At 52.9% G+C, this 18,166-nt stretch carries 11 protein-coding genes; 7 read left to right on the top strand and 4 right to left on the bottom strand.

Annotated elements, in window-relative coordinates; genetic code table 11:
* Positions 1–43: 43 nt before the first annotated feature.
* The 6 genes from ACR0L3_RS10530 to ACR0L3_RS10505 all read left to right on the top strand — a co-directional run bounded on the left by ACR0L3_RS10530 (position 44) and on the right by ACR0L3_RS10505 (position 7,593).
* Positions 44–922, top strand: coding sequence for a LysR substrate-binding domain-containing protein (locus ACR0L3_RS10530; RefSeq protein ID WP_480745669.1), 879 nt, complete (start codon positions 44–46; stop codon positions 920–922).
* A gap of 355 nt (positions 923–1,277) precedes the next feature.
* On the top strand, positions 1,278–3,008 hold the full coding sequence (locus ACR0L3_RS10525; protein WP_480745668.1) for a sensor histidine kinase: 1,731 nt from the start codon (positions 1,278–1,280) through the stop codon (positions 3,006–3,008).
* Entirely contained in the window at positions 3,005–4,345 is a 1,341-nt protein-coding gene (locus ACR0L3_RS10520; protein ID WP_480745667.1) for a sigma-54-dependent transcriptional regulator, read from the top strand. The genes ACR0L3_RS10525 and ACR0L3_RS10520 overlap by 4 nt, the downstream gene beginning before the upstream one ends.
* Before the next feature lie 124 nt (positions 4,346–4,469).
* Positions 4,470–5,480, top strand: coding sequence for a TRAP transporter substrate-binding protein DctP (gene dctP, locus ACR0L3_RS10515; RefSeq protein ID WP_480745666.1), 1,011 nt, complete (start codon positions 4,470–4,472; stop codon positions 5,478–5,480).
* 68 nt (positions 5,481–5,548) lie between these two features.
* Positions 5,549–6,181 carry a TRAP transporter small permease subunit gene (locus ACR0L3_RS10510; RefSeq protein ID WP_480745665.1) on the top strand — a complete coding sequence of 211 codons (633 nt, stop codon included), beginning with the start codon at positions 5,549–5,551 and terminating at the stop codon, positions 6,179–6,181.
* 11 nt (positions 6,182–6,192) lie between these two features.
* Positions 6,193–7,593, top strand: a complete 1,401-nt coding sequence (locus ACR0L3_RS10505; protein WP_480745664.1) for a TRAP transporter large permease — start codon at positions 6,193–6,195, stop codon at positions 7,591–7,593.
* Positions 7,594–8,859: 1,266 nt separating this feature from the next.
* Here ACR0L3_RS10505 and ACR0L3_RS10500 read toward each other — a convergent pair.
* The 3 genes from ACR0L3_RS10500 to ACR0L3_RS10490 all read right to left on the bottom strand — a co-directional run bounded on the left by ACR0L3_RS10500 (position 8,860) and on the right by ACR0L3_RS10490 (position 14,999).
* Complete coding sequence (locus ACR0L3_RS10500; RefSeq protein WP_480745663.1) at positions 8,860–10,503, bottom strand: peptidoglycan-binding domain-containing protein; 1,644 nt, start codon at positions 10,501–10,503, stop codon at positions 8,860–8,862.
* Positions 10,504–12,259: 1,756 nt separating this feature from the next.
* The gene (locus ACR0L3_RS10495; protein ID WP_480745662.1) at positions 12,260–13,171 is read right to left on the bottom strand and encodes an FHA domain-containing protein; all 912 of its coding nucleotides are present in this window, start codon (positions 13,169–13,171) and stop codon (positions 12,260–12,262) included.
* Between the two features lie 337 nt (positions 13,172–13,508).
* Complete coding sequence (locus ACR0L3_RS10490; RefSeq protein ID WP_480745661.1) at positions 13,509–14,999, bottom strand: caspase family protein; 1,491 nt, start codon at positions 14,997–14,999, stop codon at positions 13,509–13,511.
* A gap of 142 nt (positions 15,000–15,141) precedes the next feature.
* On the opposite strand from ACR0L3_RS10490, the gene ACR0L3_RS10485 reads away from it, so the two are divergent.
* The gene (locus ACR0L3_RS10485; RefSeq protein ID WP_480745660.1) at positions 15,142–16,197 is read left to right on the top strand and encodes an OmpA family protein; all 1,056 of its coding nucleotides are present in this window, start codon (positions 15,142–15,144) and stop codon (positions 16,195–16,197) included.
* Positions 16,198–16,216: 19 nt separating this feature from the next.
* Here the strand turns inward: ACR0L3_RS10485 and ACR0L3_RS10480 are convergent, their stop codons facing one another.
* On the bottom strand, positions 16,217–18,151 hold the full coding sequence (locus ACR0L3_RS10480; RefSeq protein ID WP_480745659.1) for a caspase family protein: 1,935 nt from the start codon (positions 18,149–18,151) through the stop codon (positions 16,217–16,219).
* Positions 18,152–18,166: the final 15 nt, after the last annotated feature.

The raw sequence follows: 18,166 nt of genomic DNA, 5'->3' as shown, positions 1-18,166 counted from the left end.
GAACCTATCGAGTTTACAGCATATTGCTGTTAGATTTTCTCACATGACCGAAAACCTCAGACACCTGCGCGCCCTTCAGGCCTTTGACGAAACCGCGACCAACTCCAGCCTGACGAAAGCGGCGGATGTGCTGAATGTCACCCACGGGGCGATCAGTCGGCAAATCAAGTTGCTGGAACTGCATCTCGGCGTGACGCTTTTTCACCGCCGCCCCAATGGCGTTGAGCTGACCAAGGCCGGGGAACGTCTGCATCAATCGACGCGCGGAGCATTTTCAGCGTTGCAGCTGGGCGTGATGGAGGTGAAGCGGTTACATCACCGCCAGTCGATTACGGTGTCTGTGTCCACATCGCTGGCGCTTAAATGGCTTGTACCGTTACTGAGTTTGTTTCAACAAAAACACCCAGGCATCGCCCTGTTGCTGGACACAAACGATGCCTATGCAGATTTCGATACATCCGAGGTCGATGTAGCCCTGCGTTTCGGGGAGCCTAGTTGGGACGGGCTCTACCATGAGCAAATTAGACAGGAAGAACTGATTGTTGTGGCCGCACCCGCTCTGGTTAAGAAAACTCGGCTGCCAATGCGTGCCGAGGACGTGACTAGTCTTCCTCTTTTGCACGACGCTTTCAACGTCGGATGGGAAACCTGGGCTGAGCAAGTTGGGTTGAGTGCTGATCGGATCAAATCGCAAAGCATCAAATATGTCGACAGTGCTGTTCTGTTGGAGGCCGCAATTGACGGGCAAGGCGTGGCATTGGCCAGACATCTCTTGGCTGAGAGGGACTTGGAGCTCGGTCGGTTGGTTCGCCTCGACGAAAGCATTGTTCAATTGGCACGTGGTCTCTACTTCGTCTGTCGACCCGGCGACCAGGATCGCGTCTCAGTGAGAATTTTCAAGAAATGGCTCATGTCGGTTTGAAGTTTGGGCTCCAATCGAAGCCTTTACAGAGCGACCGTTGAAGAACGTGCTACTGAAGCCAGTTAGGATGCGCGTTGGGTGATCTCACTTTGAAGAATTTTTCGCAGGTGAAGAATACGTTGAACTCGGTGGGCTGCAAAGCAACTCCTCTTCGCGGTATTCGAGAGCGAGATTGGGCGGAAGACTGCATTGGAACATTCAAGAGGTTGTATTGGCATTGCCTCCAACGCTTTGCGTACACTAAATAGCCTGATTGTCTGATCTGGTCAGAAAATCCTATTGTCGGGCTACAAGTCTTGGGAAGGTCGGATAAAATCTTCTGTGATCCAACGACGTTTCAGTTCATAGGAACTTCATGCGGCCGACTTCGTATATAGTAGTTTTTTTGGTAGCCATTGCCGCCAGCATTGGCCTTTATTTGGTGTCCTACCAATACTTTGTTTCCGAAGAGCTCTCAAAAGCTCAGGGCCGACTTTCTCTCTACCAAAGTTCGATGAACGGTGAACTCGAACGGTTTTCCCACCTCACATATGTGCTTTCACAGGATTCCTTTGTCATTAGAACAGCCGAAGGGGACGGTACCGGAACTTTAAATCGGCGGCTTGAGGATTTTGCGGCCCAGGCAGGGTTAGACGCAATTTACTTAATGGACGAAGATGGCATCACTATAGCGGCCTCGAATTTCCGCGAAGTTGGGAGCTTTGTTGGTCAGAACTACGCTTTCCGTCCGTATTTTCAAACTGCCATTTCTGGTGAACAAGGCCGTTTCTATGCCATCGGGGCGACGACTGGTTTACCGGGTTACTTCATTTCCAACGCGGTGCTCGACAACCGAGGAGCTTCAACGGGTGTCATAGCAATCAAGATCGATTTCTCAGACCTTCAGGATAGCTGGAGAAATTCGGGGGAACAGGTCTTATTGGCCAATGAGGATGGGGTGGTATTACTTTCATCAAACTTGGATTGGCAATACCGCGTTCTGAGGCCGTTGTCAGAACAGCAGCAAGAACGAATTCGAAATGCAAGACAGTTTCCCGGACAAGATTTGGACCCATTGGATTGGGCAGAATTGCCGGGGGATCAGGCCAGAATTGGCGGAACGAAGCGTTTGCACCTTGCCACTGCGGACTTGCCGCATGGTTGGTCGCTTCACTATTTTGCAAGCGATGACCAAGCCGTGGCGCGCAGTTGGCTTGTAACTGCACTTTTTGTCCTTTTGGCCGGCATCGCATTCATCTTTTTCCAAATACAACGCGCGCAACGTGTGAGTGCTGCATTGGCGCGATCTGAACAAGAAGAAGCCAAGCTGCGCGAGGCGAACGAAAGGCTTGCTGTTGAAATCGAAGACCGCAGGACCGCGGAACGGCGCCTCAAGCGCACGCAGGGCGAGCTTGAGCGTGCGAGCCGACTGGCGGCGCTTGGGCAACTTTCGGCATCTGTCACTCATGAATTGGGACAACCAATTGCCGCGATGCGTAATCATTTGGTCGCAGCAGAGATTGGGTCTTCCGGAGAAACCAAGCTATCGCAAAAAATAGGAAGCCTGGTGGACAGGATGGAAGGGATTACACGTCAATTGCGGTTCTTCGCACGTTCTGACCGTGAGGTTTTCGAGGATCTGGACCTGTGCGCTTCAGTCAAGGCCGCGCTGTCGTTGGTGACCCCGAATATTGAACAAAGCAAGGTCAAAATCTCGCTTGATGCGCCTGACAATCCGGTTTTTATCCGGGGCAGTGCACTGCGGATCGAACAGGTCATTACCAACCTGCTGCGCAATGCCGTCGACGCCATGGATGGAATGGATGCACCCGAAATACACATCGCCGTAATGGTTTCTGACAATGAGGCTACGCTCGAAATTATAGACAATGGTCATGGATTGGGAGGGTCCTCGCTGGCAGAGTTGCAAGAGCCATTTGTGACCACAAAGGAAAGCGGGCGCGGAATGGGCTTGGGGTTGGCCATTTCTGCCAGTATTGTCAAAGATCACAATGGCACGATGACAGCCCGGGACCGCGATGGTGGCGGAACTGTTTTCCGTGTTACCTTCCCGATTGCTCTGAAGCCTGAAGAAACGAGAGAATGAACCTAGAGCAACCTTTCAACGTCTTGGTCGTCGACGATGACAAGTCGATGAGACAATCTCTTGTCGAGCTGCTCGAAGCTGCCGGTTGGAATGTCTGTGCTGTGCCGCGGGCGACGCAGGTTGCTGACTATCTGACACGCACCACGCCTGATGCCATTCTTTCGGATGTGCGAATGCCTGGTATGTCGGGCCTGGAATTACTGGACAGCTTGGACAAACAAGTCGCGCCTCCTGTTGTGCTTATCTCAGCGCATGGCGATATACCTATGGCGGTGCAGGCCATTCAGGATGGTGCCTATGGCTTCATCGAAAAGCCATATGAGCCGCGCAGACTGCTTACTGTCCTGACGCACGCAGCCGAGCAAAACCGTATGCGCAAAAGCAACGCGCGGCTTAAGGACAGGCTTCTAAAGTTGTCTGGACTGGATCGCATTCTACTTGGCGAAACGGATGCGATTAAAGCTTTGCGGCAAGAGGTTCTCGACCTCGCAGATACCAATGTCGCGGTTCTGCTGCAGGGGGACACGGGAACTGGAAAGGAACTGGTTGCCCATGCCCTGCATGATTTGGGCGGCTCGCCTGACGCGCCGTTTCTTGCGCTCAACTGCGCGGCCTTGTCGCCTGAAACTTTTGAGGCCGAAATGTTCGGTGTCGCAGGTGCATCGGACGGAAGATTGGTTGCGGCATCAGGGGGAACCTTGTTTCTGGATGAAATCTGCTCGTGCCCATCTGCTGTACAGGCCAAACTGCTAAGGGTTATCGAAGATCAGCAAGTGTTGCCGGTGGGTGCTGTTACACCGGTGCCTGTGAACTTCAGGGTCGTATCCGCAACCAATGAAGATGTCATACTGGCAGCCGAGGAAGGACGCCTGCGTCAGGACCTGCTGTTTAGATTAAACACGGTCGTTCTTACCTTGCCTCCTTTACGGCAGAGGCGCGATGATCTGGTGTTGTTAGTTACGCATTTCTTAAACGAATACGCACAGGTTTATGAGATCAACACGCCAGAGCTCAATCAGGACGATCTAGCCGCCCTGCTTGCACATGATTGGCCCGGTAACGTGCGCGAACTTCGCCATGTCTGCGAACGGCGTGTTTTAGCAGCCAGACGGGGCGGAGGGTCACTGGCCAAGGCGATCCAAAGCGACCAGCATTTCGACGATGTCCCGGATACACTGCGCGAAGCTGTTGCTGCTTTCGAACGCGAGCTTATCGGTAAAGCCATCAAGGCGCATAAGGGCCGCATGGATGCCGCAGCCGAAGCGCTTGGAATTGGCCGCCGGACGCTCAACGAGAAAATCGTCAAACTCGGCCTCGATAAAGAGGCGCTGTTATAGGCTAAACGCCCTGCGGAATCCCGCAGGGCATCGTAAATACCGCCAGCATATTCCTTCATAGTCAGGTGACTGGGAATTCTGAATACTCCGCCCAGACGAATTGCGTGAACTGGGAGGATCTTCTATGCGCAAACATCTTAACCGGGCGGCTATTGCCGCCCTGTCGCTGACCGTCGCATCCGAAGCATTGGCTGTTGAATGGAACGTATCCCTATGGGGAAAGCGCCGCGCGTTTACCGAGCACGTCGAAAAACTTGCCGAATTGGTTAACGAGAAAACCAATGGCGAGTTTACCCTGAACATCAGCTATGGTGGTCTGTCTAAGAACAAAGAGAACCTCGACGGCATCTCGATTGGTGCGTTTGAAATGGCGCAATTCTGCGCCGGGTATCACCGCGACAAGAACCCTTCGATCACTGTTTTGGAACTGCCGTTTCTGGGCGTGACTTCGCTGGAGCAAGAAGTCGACCTTTCCATGGCCGTCTACCAACATCCTGCCGTTGTCGAGGATCTGGCCCGTTGGGACGCGACCTTGCTGATGCCGTCTCCGCTACCGCAGTACAACCTTGTCGGCGTAGGCGAAGCGCCAAAATCTCTAGCTGAGTTTGAAGGTCTGAGCGTTCGCGCGACTGGCGGAATCGGCAAGGCGATGGAGACGGTCGGTGCAGTTCCGACCTCGATGTCCGCGTCCGAAGTCCGTCAGGCAATGGACAGCGGTATCGTGAAAGCCGTCAGCTTTGCGCCTCATGCCCATATGTCTTTCGGCACCATCGAAAACGGCACATGGTGGACGACAAACCTGAACCCCGGAACGGTCAACTGCCCAGTCGTGGTGAACACTCTGGCGCTGGAAGATCTGTCCGATGAACATCGCGACGCTCTGCTGGGGTCGGTCGACGAAGCGCTGGATCACTACGTTTCCCACTACCAAACCAAAACAATGGAAGCCTGGGGGCCAGAACTGGATCAGCGCGGCATCGAACGGGTCACTTTCAGCGATGAAGAGATCGCAGCGTTCAAAGAAGCCGCTGCCGCACCTGCGGCAGAAGCTTGGATAGCAGAAAACACCGAACGCGGCCTGCCAGCACAAGAGCTTTATGACCTTGTGACAGGCAAGATCGCAAACGGCAGCTAATCCACTCACCACCCGGCACTGGTCAAACCGGCGCCGGGTGCCTTTACCCCTGACAGCGGAGTACATCGATGGCCGGGTCATCCCTTGTGCTGTCTGACGACAGCCGTCTCAGCAATCTCGATCAACGCTTGTATAAACTTGAGAGCTTTCTGGCCCTGATCAGCGGTCTCGCAGTTTTCTCGCTGATGGTCATGGCCGTGGTCTCGGTCGGTGGCCGGAACATCGCCAATGCGCCACTTCCCGGCTATGTGGACTGGATCGAGCAAGCCATGCCGCTGATCGCCTTCATGGGGATTTCCTATGCGCAGCGGGATGGTGGCCACATTCGAATGGACATGGTCGTTGGAGCGCTTAAAGGCAGGACACTCTATATCGTCGAGTTCCTGACCACCGCTGTCATTCTGGCGCTGATCGTGTTGCTGATCTGGGGAAGCTGGGCGCATTTCGCGCGCAGTTTCGACTTTGGTGCGCCACTCTGGAGCCGCGACAGCTCCATCGACATTGGCATCCCACTGTGGCCTGCCAAACTGTTGGCCCCCATCGCCTTTAGCGTGCTTTGCCTAAGGCTTGTTTTGCAACTTTGGGCCTACGGCCGCGCGATCCGTCACCCTGATCGGACACCTATTGCCGTCCCGCTAATAGCCGATGCAGCAACGCAAGCTGCAATGGAAGCCGAGCACGTCTCGGGCCACGACAACTGAGGTTAAATCTGATGGAACCCATTGAAATTGGTCTGATCGTCTCGGGCGGAATGCTTGTTCTTGTAGTGCTGGGAATGCGAGTGGCGTTCGCCGCTGCAACCGCTGGCATGGTTGGCTTGATCTGGATTTTCTGGGCCAAGTTCGGATACGACCCGGCGCGGTTTGGCAAAGCGGTAACCGTGGCGGTCAAAACGGCGGGGCAAGTTCCACATTCAAAAATCTCCAGCCAGGCGCTGAGCCTGATACCCACCTTCATCCTAATCGGCTATCTCGCCTATTACGCAGGCCTGACCAAAGCGCTGTTCGAAGCCGCCAAGCGTTGGCTGGCATGGGTTCCAGGTGGGTTAGCGGTTTCGACGGTCTTTGCAACTGCTGGGTTCGCAGCGGTATCCGGCGCCTCGGTTGCCACATCCGCTGTATTCGCCCGTATCGCCATTCCCGAAATGCTAAGGATCGGCTATGATAAACGCTTTGCTGCGGGCGTCGTGGCGGCAGGCGGTACACTGGCCTCGCTCATCCCGCCCTCGGCCATTTTGGTTATCTACGCGATTATCGTGGAACAGGACGTAGGCAAGCTGCTGTTGGCCGGTTTCATTCCGGGCATGTTTTCTGCCGTGATCTACGGCTTGCTGATCATTGGCATGGCCGTTGTGATCAAAGGGTTTGGTCCCGCCGTCACAGGCTTTACGTGGAAAGAGCGTTTTCTGTCTCTGCCGCCTGCATTGCCCATCGTGATCGTCGTCGTGACCATCATCTTCTTTGTTTATAACCCGTTTGGCGGTGATGCCTGGGGCACGCCCACAGAAGGCGGCGCAATCGGAGCCTTCGTGGTGTTCCTCATGGCACTTTATCAAGGCATGCGCTGGTCGGAACTCAAAGATGCGCTGTTGGAGACCGCAAAGCTCAGCGTCATGATTTTCACCATCATCTGGGGTGTGTTGGTCTACGTTCGTTTCTTGGGATTTGCCGAGCTACCAAATGCATTTTCCGACTGGATCACTTCGCTTGAAATGTCGCCCATGTTGATCCTGATCTGTATTCTTCTGGCGTATGCCGTTTTGGGCATGTTCATGGATGCGATCGGAATGCTGTTGTTGACACTGCCTGTCGTTTACCCCGCTGTGATGGCATTGAACGGTGGCGAAGCCGTAACTGCAGCCGAGAGCACATTCGGTATGTCCGGCCCTATGTGTGCTATCTGGTTTGGCATTCTGGTTGTCAAAATGGCCGAGTTTTGTCTAATCACCCCACCCATCGGGCTGAATTGCTTTGTCGTCGCCGGCGTGCGCGATGATCTGAGCGTTCAGGACGTTTTCAAAGGCGTGACACCCTTCTTTCTCGCTGATGCCGCTACTATAGCAATGCTCGTTGCTTTCCCGGCGATCGTTCTTTGGCTTCCGGGACAGGTTTGAACTTTCGAGCATGTGTGGCACATGCGATTAATCTCGCAGGGCAGGCGCATTGTTGCGAATAGGTGTTACAAAGGCGCTAGCCACGGCATGCAGGCGAAAGTTAACCAGCAACATCGATCGTTATGAAAATTCTACGCTCCAACCCAGAGATGTAAGACCCAAAGTGCAATCGACTAAATCAGTCTGTCCAAATTTTGTACGATTTGCAATTTGGTTATGAACTTAAAGGAGAATTCTTCAGGAGCACACACTAACCGCGATCCGAGAAGCTACGCTTAGCAAAAGGCTGACTCGCAATATGGAAGGATGAGATTTCGTTGCAAACTCGTGGAACTTTTGGCCGTTTTTTGTTGCTGTAAACTTTCAGTACGTGACGAATTCAAGTTCTTATAAAATCATTCACTTTAGAACGAAATCGAGACCTAATTGCGCGCATTCACTAAGACTGGAAGGACGCCTCCAGCCGCTCTTTGCCTGCGGTCAACGCTGCAATTCGATGGCACGCCGCCCGCTATTTAATCCTACCGTTGGGGAGTCACTGAAAATGCACGGCGCCGCTCAACATGCCGTCGGCTCCTCAACAGTTCTAATAGCGAAAGCTTATTGGGTTCAAAGGATGACTTGTCCCGGTCAGCTTAAATATATTAAACTTTACCATATTTACCATAATATACGTTATCGGTATTTCGAGCTAGAAGAAATAACCGGTAAAGCGATGATTTCACAGTTCGGGGTTTAGTACAAAGCTTAGTGTATAAACTATTGATGCGCGTACTTCGAGCCTACCGTATGGGCTTTTTCTAATGAGCACGTTGTCGTCTCAATATGGTATGCATTTGTGTGCAACTAGAACCCTAATATCTTTCCGGTTGAGCTCGGTTATATGGGTTCGAGTAACTTTTGGGGAGCGACAGGTAATGCGGCCCCATGCAGACTCGTAATCTTGCTCCAGATATGTTTGGCAATCTTCTTGCCACAGCTTATTTGTATGACCAGTTTCAAACCAAAAATTCGATTAAGCAGTTTTTGAAAACTGAAGACTGCGGAGTTGCAACCAAATTCTTGAATGTGTCAAACCCGACAGATACGCGCGTGCAATGGAAAACTCACATGAGTGTTTGACCAACTAGGTCTTGCCCATCCGGTTGACGACTGAACATACGGCTGAAAGCAGCACAAGAGAGTGCGGGGGCTCAGCCTTGGAGCATCAAAAAAGACGCCCCAGGCCAAAACAGAAGTTTTTGACAACAGGCCCTGCATCCTTGGTCAATTGGCTGGCATGGGCAGTTTCTTGGCTTCGCGGGCAAATTCCGAACGGATCACGTGTTCTATTTTCTTGCGTAGATCGGCATCCCTGCGCAAGGCATCGTTTGCCAGTTTTTGAAGCTGCGCGGCGTTCCGCGTACCGTCTGTCTCACTGATCACACTCAGCGCAGCCTTTTCTATTGACTTGTCGCTAAGGCTGGTTGCCACTTTCAGATAGATCTCGCCCGAATGCTTTGAAGCCAACTCATCAAAGTTTTTGGCACCGTACAGGTTTACAAGATCCTTACGCATGGATTCCATGATCCTTGGGGCCATTGTGGTCTTGAGAAAGGACTCCCCCAAACCAGACAAGTTCTTGGTAAAGGCATCCAGCGCTTTGACTGAGGCTTGGGTCATGATGCCGGACAGGAGTGTCTTGGCGACCGCGTCTTTTACGTCATTTAGACTGGGTGGGCTTCCTTTCTCAATCAACGGCTTCATCATTCCGATCGTTTCCTTCAAGGCACTCACGACCATCGCCTGACCAATCTTGGACTCCAGAAAACGTTTGAAGAATACCTCACCCACCTTCGTTGGAATGCCACCGGACAGTTTCGGCATGACGTATTTGGCAAGTTGACCCGCCAATCCCTTGGACAAGGCATCACCCAGCTTGCCGCCGGCTGTGGCAGTCAATCCGGCAATAAAACTGTCGATGAACACCTTTTTGGCCGCACCGTCCCATGTCACTTTGTTTCCGGCAACATACTCGCCAAACTGTCCAGCTCCGGTTTTCAGGGATTGAACGCTGGTTGCCGCGATGATGTTGGCCTGCGTCGGACTCATCCCCTTGGTGACAACCAATCGGGCAGTCATGTAGGTTTCGACGGCGGCAAACGACGTTTCTTGAATCAGTTCAAGACCGGATATTATCCCACCCGCCGTACCGATACGGGCCGCGATGAACTTTTTGAAAGACTTGACAGCTTTGTTGTAGGCTTTTGTGGCCTTCTGATCCTGTTTGTGAACCATGCGCCAGTCCGGAGGCGCCGCACTTGCCATTGCTTTCAAATCCGACGCGGTGGACCGGGCAGAGGAAATGTCATCCCAAGGCGGGTTGGTTTTGCTGTTCACGGTACTGACCGAAAACTCTGTCAGAGCCGCCACCAAACCATCCTGGGCCGCACGGGTTCCTTCGAACCCATGACAAATGTTGGCCCAGCCCTCTGCCTCGTTGTACATCTTTGCAGCTTTGGAAACGATTTCTTTCTTCAAGGCCTTAAGACCCGCCTCGTATTCCTTTTTGCTGACGAGTTTTTTCTTTCCACCCTCAAAAACCTCGTAGACCTCCAACTTAGCGTTGGCGGCGATCATGGCATTGAGTTTTGCAAGACCGGCGTTCCAGGTTTTTGCATTGGGGTCAACGATGCCATCCGGCGTTTTGTAGCCGAGCTTCTTTTTTTGAAACTCGCGGATATTCTTGATCAGGACCGCGTCGCACTTGCCGTTCACATTCACACGGAACCCGTTGGCCACCAGCATCAGCTGCACCAACTCAACATCGGCTGGTTTGTTCTGAACAGGTTTGAATTTCTCGTTTTTCTTTGGGTCGGCCTTGGTAATTCGTTTTTTTTCACCGACTGGAGCGGATAATTTAGGTGCCACTATAATATTCCTTAAGTTAAAATATGCGGTTGTTGCGTAAATCTAGAGATGCAGCTTTTAACGCTGCGAGGGACAACGCAGACAAAAAAGCATTGTGAGTTAAAGCCAGCAGTTCCGTTGATCCTTCGGCGGTACGACTTCCCGCCGTGAGACGCGCATACTTCAGTCTAATCATCCAATTCATCTGCCTGCTTTGGTTGTTGCACATACTGTAAACAGTTCAGCTGGCGATTTATTCAGATGAACAGGCGTGTTTCCGCATCGCTGCTGGAATCCTTAATCGCCAGACTGTCCTGGCAAAGTGTGTCCTAGCTCCTACAGGTGGAAAAATGCAGCCGAAGGTCAAGTGAAGCCCCGAAAAACAAACCCGGCCCAGCATGCCAACGAAATAATCGTCGATGGAACCTATCGCGCAGACCGCGCAGCAACCCGATTGTTGTTATCGGAATTTCATCAGCAGCGGTAAAGAGACCACAGAACTGGATGAGGAGCGTTCCTTGCCGCAGAAGTTCTTCAGGTTCCTCGCCGTCGTTCGAAATCAAAACATGTGCCAATTGCACTTGACCAAGGAAAGAAACAAATCGCGAGGGCGACTATGCTGAAAACAAGAATTCTTAGAAACGTTTGGGCATGTCGCGATCTGCTCGGCGCCCGGTGGCCGGTTCATCAATGTCTCTTGCGCGATGCTGAAAGTCTAGTCAGCGTTCCCTTGTGTGGATCTCAAGCCTGACAATATCTGCGTACCTTCGGGAAAATTCCTAAGATATTCCAGTTGATCTGATAGATTTCCAGAAGTTGAAGCTGACTTAAAAAGCTACCGGTGAGATGCGCTAGGCACGGCAGAAACAAGACTTAAGTTTTAAAAACTGAATCCATTTTCGTCACTCGACGCATCACCTAATACTGACTGTTATCGCGCTATCGCGGCGGGTGTGAATCGTCCCCCTGGGTGCTCTTGTATAAAACGAGTGAGCCCTACGAGGTCTCCACTCGTACCAATCGACCTCCCTTGGTCGGCTTCTTTGGCGCGCGCCGCAACTACATCCTGATCCTGAAAGAACTCAAAGTCTGTTGTCAGCAATGATGCGGCCCACGAGGTTTGAATGCCGCAGGTTTCGTTAACAACACCAACATGGACTGCATTGTTCCCAACCAGATCAATTTCCGCTGGATCTTTGAGGGCAACGTCAACGGTAAGAAGATAGCTCTTACCTAACGGTTGAACACCATGCTCTGCATAGTAAAAGAGCCCTACCGTATCGGGCCCGTTCTCTCGCAACGTTCTTCCGAATTCCATGACGGCCGAATTTAACTCAGCATGGGTCGCGTGAAACAGGAATGTTTCTTCGAACCCAGTTGTTCGCTAAAACACTCATCACAATGAAATGCCGAACAGAGCCCGCATTGAAGACAGTGCCAACACTGAAGATATTCGCGAGAAAAACAAACTAGTGAAAAGGATTGGCAGTCTGGCCGACTGCAAACGACCAAGTTCAAGATTTTGTTTAACATGATCTAGCAGCACCAGCGATTTGTTGGGCAGCGCACCTGGTACATTGGCAGATTCAAAACGCTCGCATCCGCGACGTCGCATAGCATCAAAATTACGAGGATGATTCAAATACGACGGTTCCCAAGTGCAACAATGTCCGGTTTTCAACGGCTTACTGAGATCACAGGTTCAGTGTTCCCAGAATTTAGTTTTGGCCGGTCTAACCAAGAGTTTGCGGCACAACACCGATACCCAAACAGAGACTCAGGCCACGTTCTGAGACGCGTGAAGACGGCCAAGGATTTCGAACTTCAGGCAGGCTTTTGAGTGTTCGGTCGGCAAAGTGGGAGAAATAAGCCCGCTATCGGAAAGCATAACCGCCTCGCGTTTCAGGTGGATTTCACGCCCGGCCTCGGGTTTGACATAGGTGCCCGAGGTGCTGTGATCGGACAAAATCATCTTCCCGCCATTCATCTTAACGACGGCGTGTAAACGAGACACCCAGGGTTGTGGCAAAACAACGTCACAATCGGGGGATCGTCCGATCTTCAATTCGCCATTGTCATAGCATTGCCACGACTTCTCCTCGTGACTAAGGACCAGAGTCAAACGCTCGGTCGGGCGCCAATGATCTTCGATCCGACCATAAGACAGGGGCAACCTTGTTTGGGTAAACGGATCAGAGTCAGGGCTTACCAAAGAATATGCCATCGTTTGTTCGCTGAGACCTTTCAGTGTCAACCGCCCAAGCGGTTTCAGCAAACGCCGCAGGTCTTGAGGCAACAAAGCGGCGACACTTTCGCTGATGCAGGCCTCACCGGAGTTGGCAGCGGTTGCAAGGCGGGCAGTTAGGTTCACTGCCTCGCCATAAACACCTTTCTCGGCAATAACGATCGGCCCGCAATGCACACCCACATGCACCGACAGCGAGGTTTCTGACGGGCCGCCGATCAATTCCATTGCTGCTGCAAGCGCGGTGTTAGCGTCTAGAAAATAGCTAAGAACATCGTCACCTTTCTGACCGACCTGAACGCCACCGTTCTTTGCGAGAACGCGACGCAAGCGGTCCAATTCCAACTGTATAAGTCGCTGTGCTTCTCCATCGCCGACGGCTTTATAAAGCGGGGTACTTCCCGAAATGTCTGCGATGACTAGGATTGCGAAAGTGGAATTCACGTTCAGTCCTCAAGTCGGATTAAGTAACATTCGGGTGCTTAACGCTGTTCTGTATACCCGACATTTCCCTGGTGTGCGTATCTTTTGGCCAGACTGCTGGTTTTGTTCTGTGATTTCAATGGCACATTGACTCGCGGTTTCGGAATGATCGCTAGAGGTGCAGAAACGGAACGCACAACCTGAAAGTGCGGGCCCTTCTCAGCGCCACACGAAGCTGACGGAACAAATTCCTGACAGGCCATAGTCTCTAACTGATCAGTCACACCCAAAAATCCAAGACCTCGTTAAACATGAATTGTTCGGTTGGGATTAATGTCAGACTAATCTGCCAACTCGTTCAACTCTGACATCCGCCCATGGCCCAACGGCGCAGATTGATCTTCAAACCGCCACCAAAGGGATGTTGCTTGACAACATTTCCAGCTGCAGGTCGTTTCACATAAGTTGTGGCCTGATCACACAGTGCTTCCGGCGTCCATTGATGGCAATTGGAACACGATTGACCTTTCCAAAGCTCGTCTGGCAAACCCTCTATTGGGGGGAATTGCGGTGATCCTGCAACCAATTCACTAATGGTCTGCCCGCGAACGTAAGAGTTTCCGAAGGTCAACGGCGAGGCCAGAGTTATTACTTCAGCTCCGGCATCCTTTGGCTGTTCGGCTTCTGGCGCTTTTACATTTGGTTCAGCTTTGCGCGTCACCGTTTCCTCGCCGTGACGCAGGGCGGCAAGGCGCTCGACAGCCTCATTCGAGAACGCTCCCTTCGGGAAACTATGAAGGTAAACTTCGTAGGAATGGATTGAGTCGTCTGCCAGAGCCAGCTCGTACATTAGACGATCAGTTTCCGTAGCCTCGGGTCCGGATTGAGCCGGTTCGGGTTGCGTAAGGCCAACCTGCGGTGACGTTCCGAACGACTCGGCCATGACAGTTTGCAAAAGATCACTGGCTTTATCGGCATGGATGCTGTCGGGATAAGCCCTCATGAACAGCATGACTTGAACAGGATCGCGCGAATTAACTGCGGACTGCCAGAGATCTTCCTCGTTCTCGTGTTCGACGATCTTAGTCTCGGTCTCAATCGCGAAGGCAAAATCCTGAGTCAGTGATGATGTGTCCCAAGGCGTCTGCAATCCTCGGGTTTCACCTAAAACGTCGACCCGCACCTTTTTGAACAATTGCTCGATCGCCATGCCAGGCGTTTCGATGTGCTTTGCCAAGCTGAGCGTGAAAGGGCTGTTGCCCAACTCACCATCAAGAGCAACACCGCCCGGATCGGTGGCGTAAGCCAGAAACGTGCCCGTTGGCGCCTTCATCTCGGCCAGGCCATTGTCATCCATATCGGCCAAGTCTTCGAACGGGTTGTTTCGGCACGCATCAAGAATGACAATATTGGTCTTATTGTTCGCAGATGCCATTTGATGCAGCACCGAGCGCGCTTCAACTGCCATCAAATCCAGATCAGCCGGGTCGCTCAGCGAAACATCAACCGGCAAAAGGTAGTTGGAGCCAAACGACTGCACCCCGTGCCCGGCATAGTAAAATAAGCCAACCGCATTTTCACCGCCCTTGCGCAGGTCACGCCCGAACTGTGCAATGGCGCGTTTCATGTCGACTTGATGGCTGTCGGACAGGTGCCGAACTTCGAAACCAAGACCGGTAAGCTTTTCGGTGATCAGCTTTGCATCGTTGACCGGGTTATCCAGCTCTGAAACTGAGCCATAAGCGGAATTTCCAATTACCAATGCGATCCTGGGCTCGGCCACCGCGAATGTGGTCCAGAACACTGAGGTCATCGCTATCAGAACTGTAAAAATGCGAAGCACGTCCATTCCTTTTTCCGTCGTTGCACAAAACCCGTGACACAAGGGCATCATGCTGGTCCGAAGTTCCCTATCCTAAATTCTTGGCTTTCTTGTGGCCTTCGCCTGTCATATTGCGGAAATACTATCAAGCCTAGGAAGAGGTTCACACATGCGGCGTTCAACCTTAATGCGAAACTTTTTTGCAATAGCTGGGCTATTTCTAGCGAATTCCGCATGGGCACAGAGCACCGACCCGTTTGAGCATGGGTGGAAACTGGACGCAGGAGCATCGGAGCTTCAATTTCTGTCTGTAAAAAAGAACTCGGTCGCTGAACACAGCGGGTTTGCAACTCTTACGGGCGTAATCAGCCCCGAGGGTGATGCAGACATCCGGATTCAGATGGACAGTGTCGACACCAAAATCGACTTGCGCAATGTGCGGATGAGGTTTTTGTTTTTCGAAACCTTTAACTACCCCGAAGCCGTAATCACCGCAAAACTTCCACCCGAAGAACTGATTGATCTGCATAAAGTTCGACACAAAATCATCGACCTGCCCTATTCGCTTTCCTTGCACGGGGTAACAAAGGAAGATGTGTCTCAGGTGGCAATTACGTTGGTTGACAACGACCGAGTGGCAGTTGCGAATACCACACCGATTGCCATTGCCTTGCCGGATTTCAACCTTGAAGAAGGTCGCGCCAAATTGGAAGAAGCGGCCGGGGTCGACATCCTTCCATTTGGGTTTGTCAGCTTCGGCTTCGTCTTTGATCGCGCCAAGGCCGGGACCCCTCCGCAGCTTGAGCTTGTCGCGGCAACTCCGGGGGCGGCAGCTTTGGAAACCAAGGGTGATCTGGACCGCGAAGCTTGTGAAGGGCGCATGGAGATTCTGTCTCGTACAGGAAATATCTATTTCAATTCCGGTAGTTCTCGCCTGACGGACGCGTCGATCCCTCTGTTAACAAACCTGCACGATATCGTAAGTCGCTGCCCAGACCTGACCATCGAAATTGGCGGTCACACAGACAGTGACGGGTCCGAGGTCGACAACCGCGCGCTCAGCCAACGCCGCGCGCAGGCGGTCAATAGCTATTTGGTTGGTCAGGGCATCGCTGCGGACCGACTTATCACGGTTGGATATGGGGAAAGCCGCCCTGTGGTGTCTAACGACACACCCGACGGTAAGCGCCGCAACCGACGCATCGAATTTGTCCCGGTCAATTAAGGAATAGCTCAGAGCGCAATCAATTTTCAGCCAGTATGACCGGATCAAAGCCGCCGCTGCGCCATTGTTGCAGCGCGGCTATGAAATTCGGGCCTGGAAGACCGTCGATGGCACTTGAGTAATAGCCTGCTTTCTGGAGCAGTTTCTGCACTTCCATAAGTGTTTCGCGCGACCATTGATCGGACGCCAGCGATAGTTGATTCAATATTGCTCCGTTATCTTCGGCGGTCCCACGTAGCAACATGCGTGCGGCCTGAGACGGATCGCGGGCAGTGCCCCGCCCTTCATCCAACAGGATCGCTGCGGCCAGATAACCTTGGAATTCACCGTCTCGGGCCGCCTTCTGGAAATAATCCAGCGCTTCCGTGGGCTCTCCGGCTACACCGTCTTGCACCAATACGCCAAGATTGAACGTGGCCTTGGCTGATCCCCCTTCTGCGGCACGCCGTAACAGTTCGACCGCGCGGGCGTCGTCCTTAGGGACGACCTGACCTTCGAACAAAATGACCGCCAAATTGATCATCGCGTCGAAACTGCCCGCTTCGGCGGCCCGTTCATACAAGTCCAACGCTACGTCTACATCTTGTGAAACACCAGTTCCGCTTTCATGCAATTGAGCGAGAGATACCATCGCGCGCAAATCACCCTCGGCCGCCGCTTGTTTGTAAAGCGTCACCGCGCGGTCCACATCACCCGCTGCAATCGTCGCCCGCGCCAGCAAAGCCACGTAGTGAGTTAGGTCCGGTGATTGTGCAGCGGCAGCACTGCAGGCCTGAATCGCGGTCAATGCGTTTTCCTGCAAACGGCTGAATGGCACACCGGGGATACTGGCGGTTCGATCCCTCGGATGGGTCGCCAAACGTTCGCAAATACCGCCCGGCGTGCTGTCTTCTGGTCGCGGGATTGACGCAATCAGGCGGCGCGCCTGATCGACATGACTGCCGTCAGGATACTGCTCAAGGTAGAATTCAAGCAAAGGGCGCATCCGGCTGCGCTGCGCCAGCTTCCACAGTCGTTCGGCCTGCTCGTCCGCATCTTCAACCGAAAGGGCCCGAGTCAACGTCTCGCCCTGCCCTGCCCGGTCCAGAAAAGCCATTACTTCGCCCACATGCGCGCCTTCTGGGTAGCGATCTACATAAAGTTGCATCAAAGACGGGTCCTGGGCGTTCGCCGCCACTTGCCACAGCAGGGTTTCTTCCGATGCCGTGACCGGGCTGTTGTCAAAGCGAAACTGCCGCGTCAAAGATGAGTTGTCCCACGGAATCTGGCGACCACCCGTTGAGGCCAGCACGTCCTTGCGAACCGAGATCATAAGATCAGAAATATCCTGCCCCGGCGTATAGATATGGCTCAGTAACGCTTCGGTGAAAAAACTGTTCCGTCCGGTTCCATCAAAAGCCACATTGTCGGGCTGCGTGGCATAGGCGAACAGGAAATCCGCTGCACTTCCAACGCGTGCCAAGCCCTCCCCGCCAACATCAACTCCGGTTTCCTCGAATGGATTGTCTCGGCACGCGTCCAAAAATACCAGCCGAATCCCGTCCGAGCGTTCCATCCGCGTAACGAATTCTTCCATCGGGATTGTTTGTTCAGGGATGTCCTCAGATGTCGAGATTTGAGCGTTGACCGGAACCAGATAGTTCCGTCCGTTCACCTGAAACCCGTGTCCCGCGTAGAACAGCAGAGAAACATCAGAATCTGCCGCAGCCGCTCCGTAAGATTCTGCCAGCGCCAACATTTCATCGCGCGTCAGGTCAGTGCCCAGAAACACATCAAAACCCAACCCCTCAAGCGCTATTGCGAGGTCCGAGGCATCGTTAATCGGATTATCCAAAGCACCAACGGACACGTAGTCCGAATTGCCGATCACCAACGCGACCCGCTTGTCAGCCAGGGCTGCACAGGCGCTAAAGAAAGTGAATATCAAAACCGCGAGGCAACGGATCAGGTACACGGGCTCTTTCTCCGA

The organism is Ruegeria sp. CK1 (genome assembly GCF_056536545.1).
This window is presented reverse-complemented; position numbering and strand designations above follow the sequence as displayed.

Coding starts and splice junctions, on each gene's coding strand:
- ACR0L3_RS10530 (WP_480745669.1), top strand. CDS start 44: ATGACCGAAAACCTCAGACACCTGCGCGCCCTTCAGGCCTTTGACGAA.
- ACR0L3_RS10525 (WP_480745668.1), top strand. CDS start 1,278: ATGCGGCCGACTTCGTATATAGTAGTTTTTTTGGTAGCCATTGCCGCC.
- ACR0L3_RS10520 (WP_480745667.1), top strand. CDS start 3,005: ATGAACCTAGAGCAACCTTTCAACGTCTTGGTCGTCGACGATGACAAG.
- dctP (WP_480745666.1), top strand. CDS start 4,470: ATGCGCAAACATCTTAACCGGGCGGCTATTGCCGCCCTGTCGCTGACC.
- ACR0L3_RS10510 (WP_480745665.1), top strand. CDS start 5,549: ATGGCCGGGTCATCCCTTGTGCTGTCTGACGACAGCCGTCTCAGCAAT.
- ACR0L3_RS10505 (WP_480745664.1), top strand. CDS start 6,193: ATGGAACCCATTGAAATTGGTCTGATCGTCTCGGGCGGAATGCTTGTT.
- ACR0L3_RS10490 (WP_480745661.1), bottom strand. CDS start 14,999: ATGGACGTGCTTCGCATTTTTACAGTTCTGATAGCGATGACCTCAGTG.
- ACR0L3_RS10485 (WP_480745660.1), top strand. CDS start 15,142: ATGCGGCGTTCAACCTTAATGCGAAACTTTTTTGCAATAGCTGGGCTA.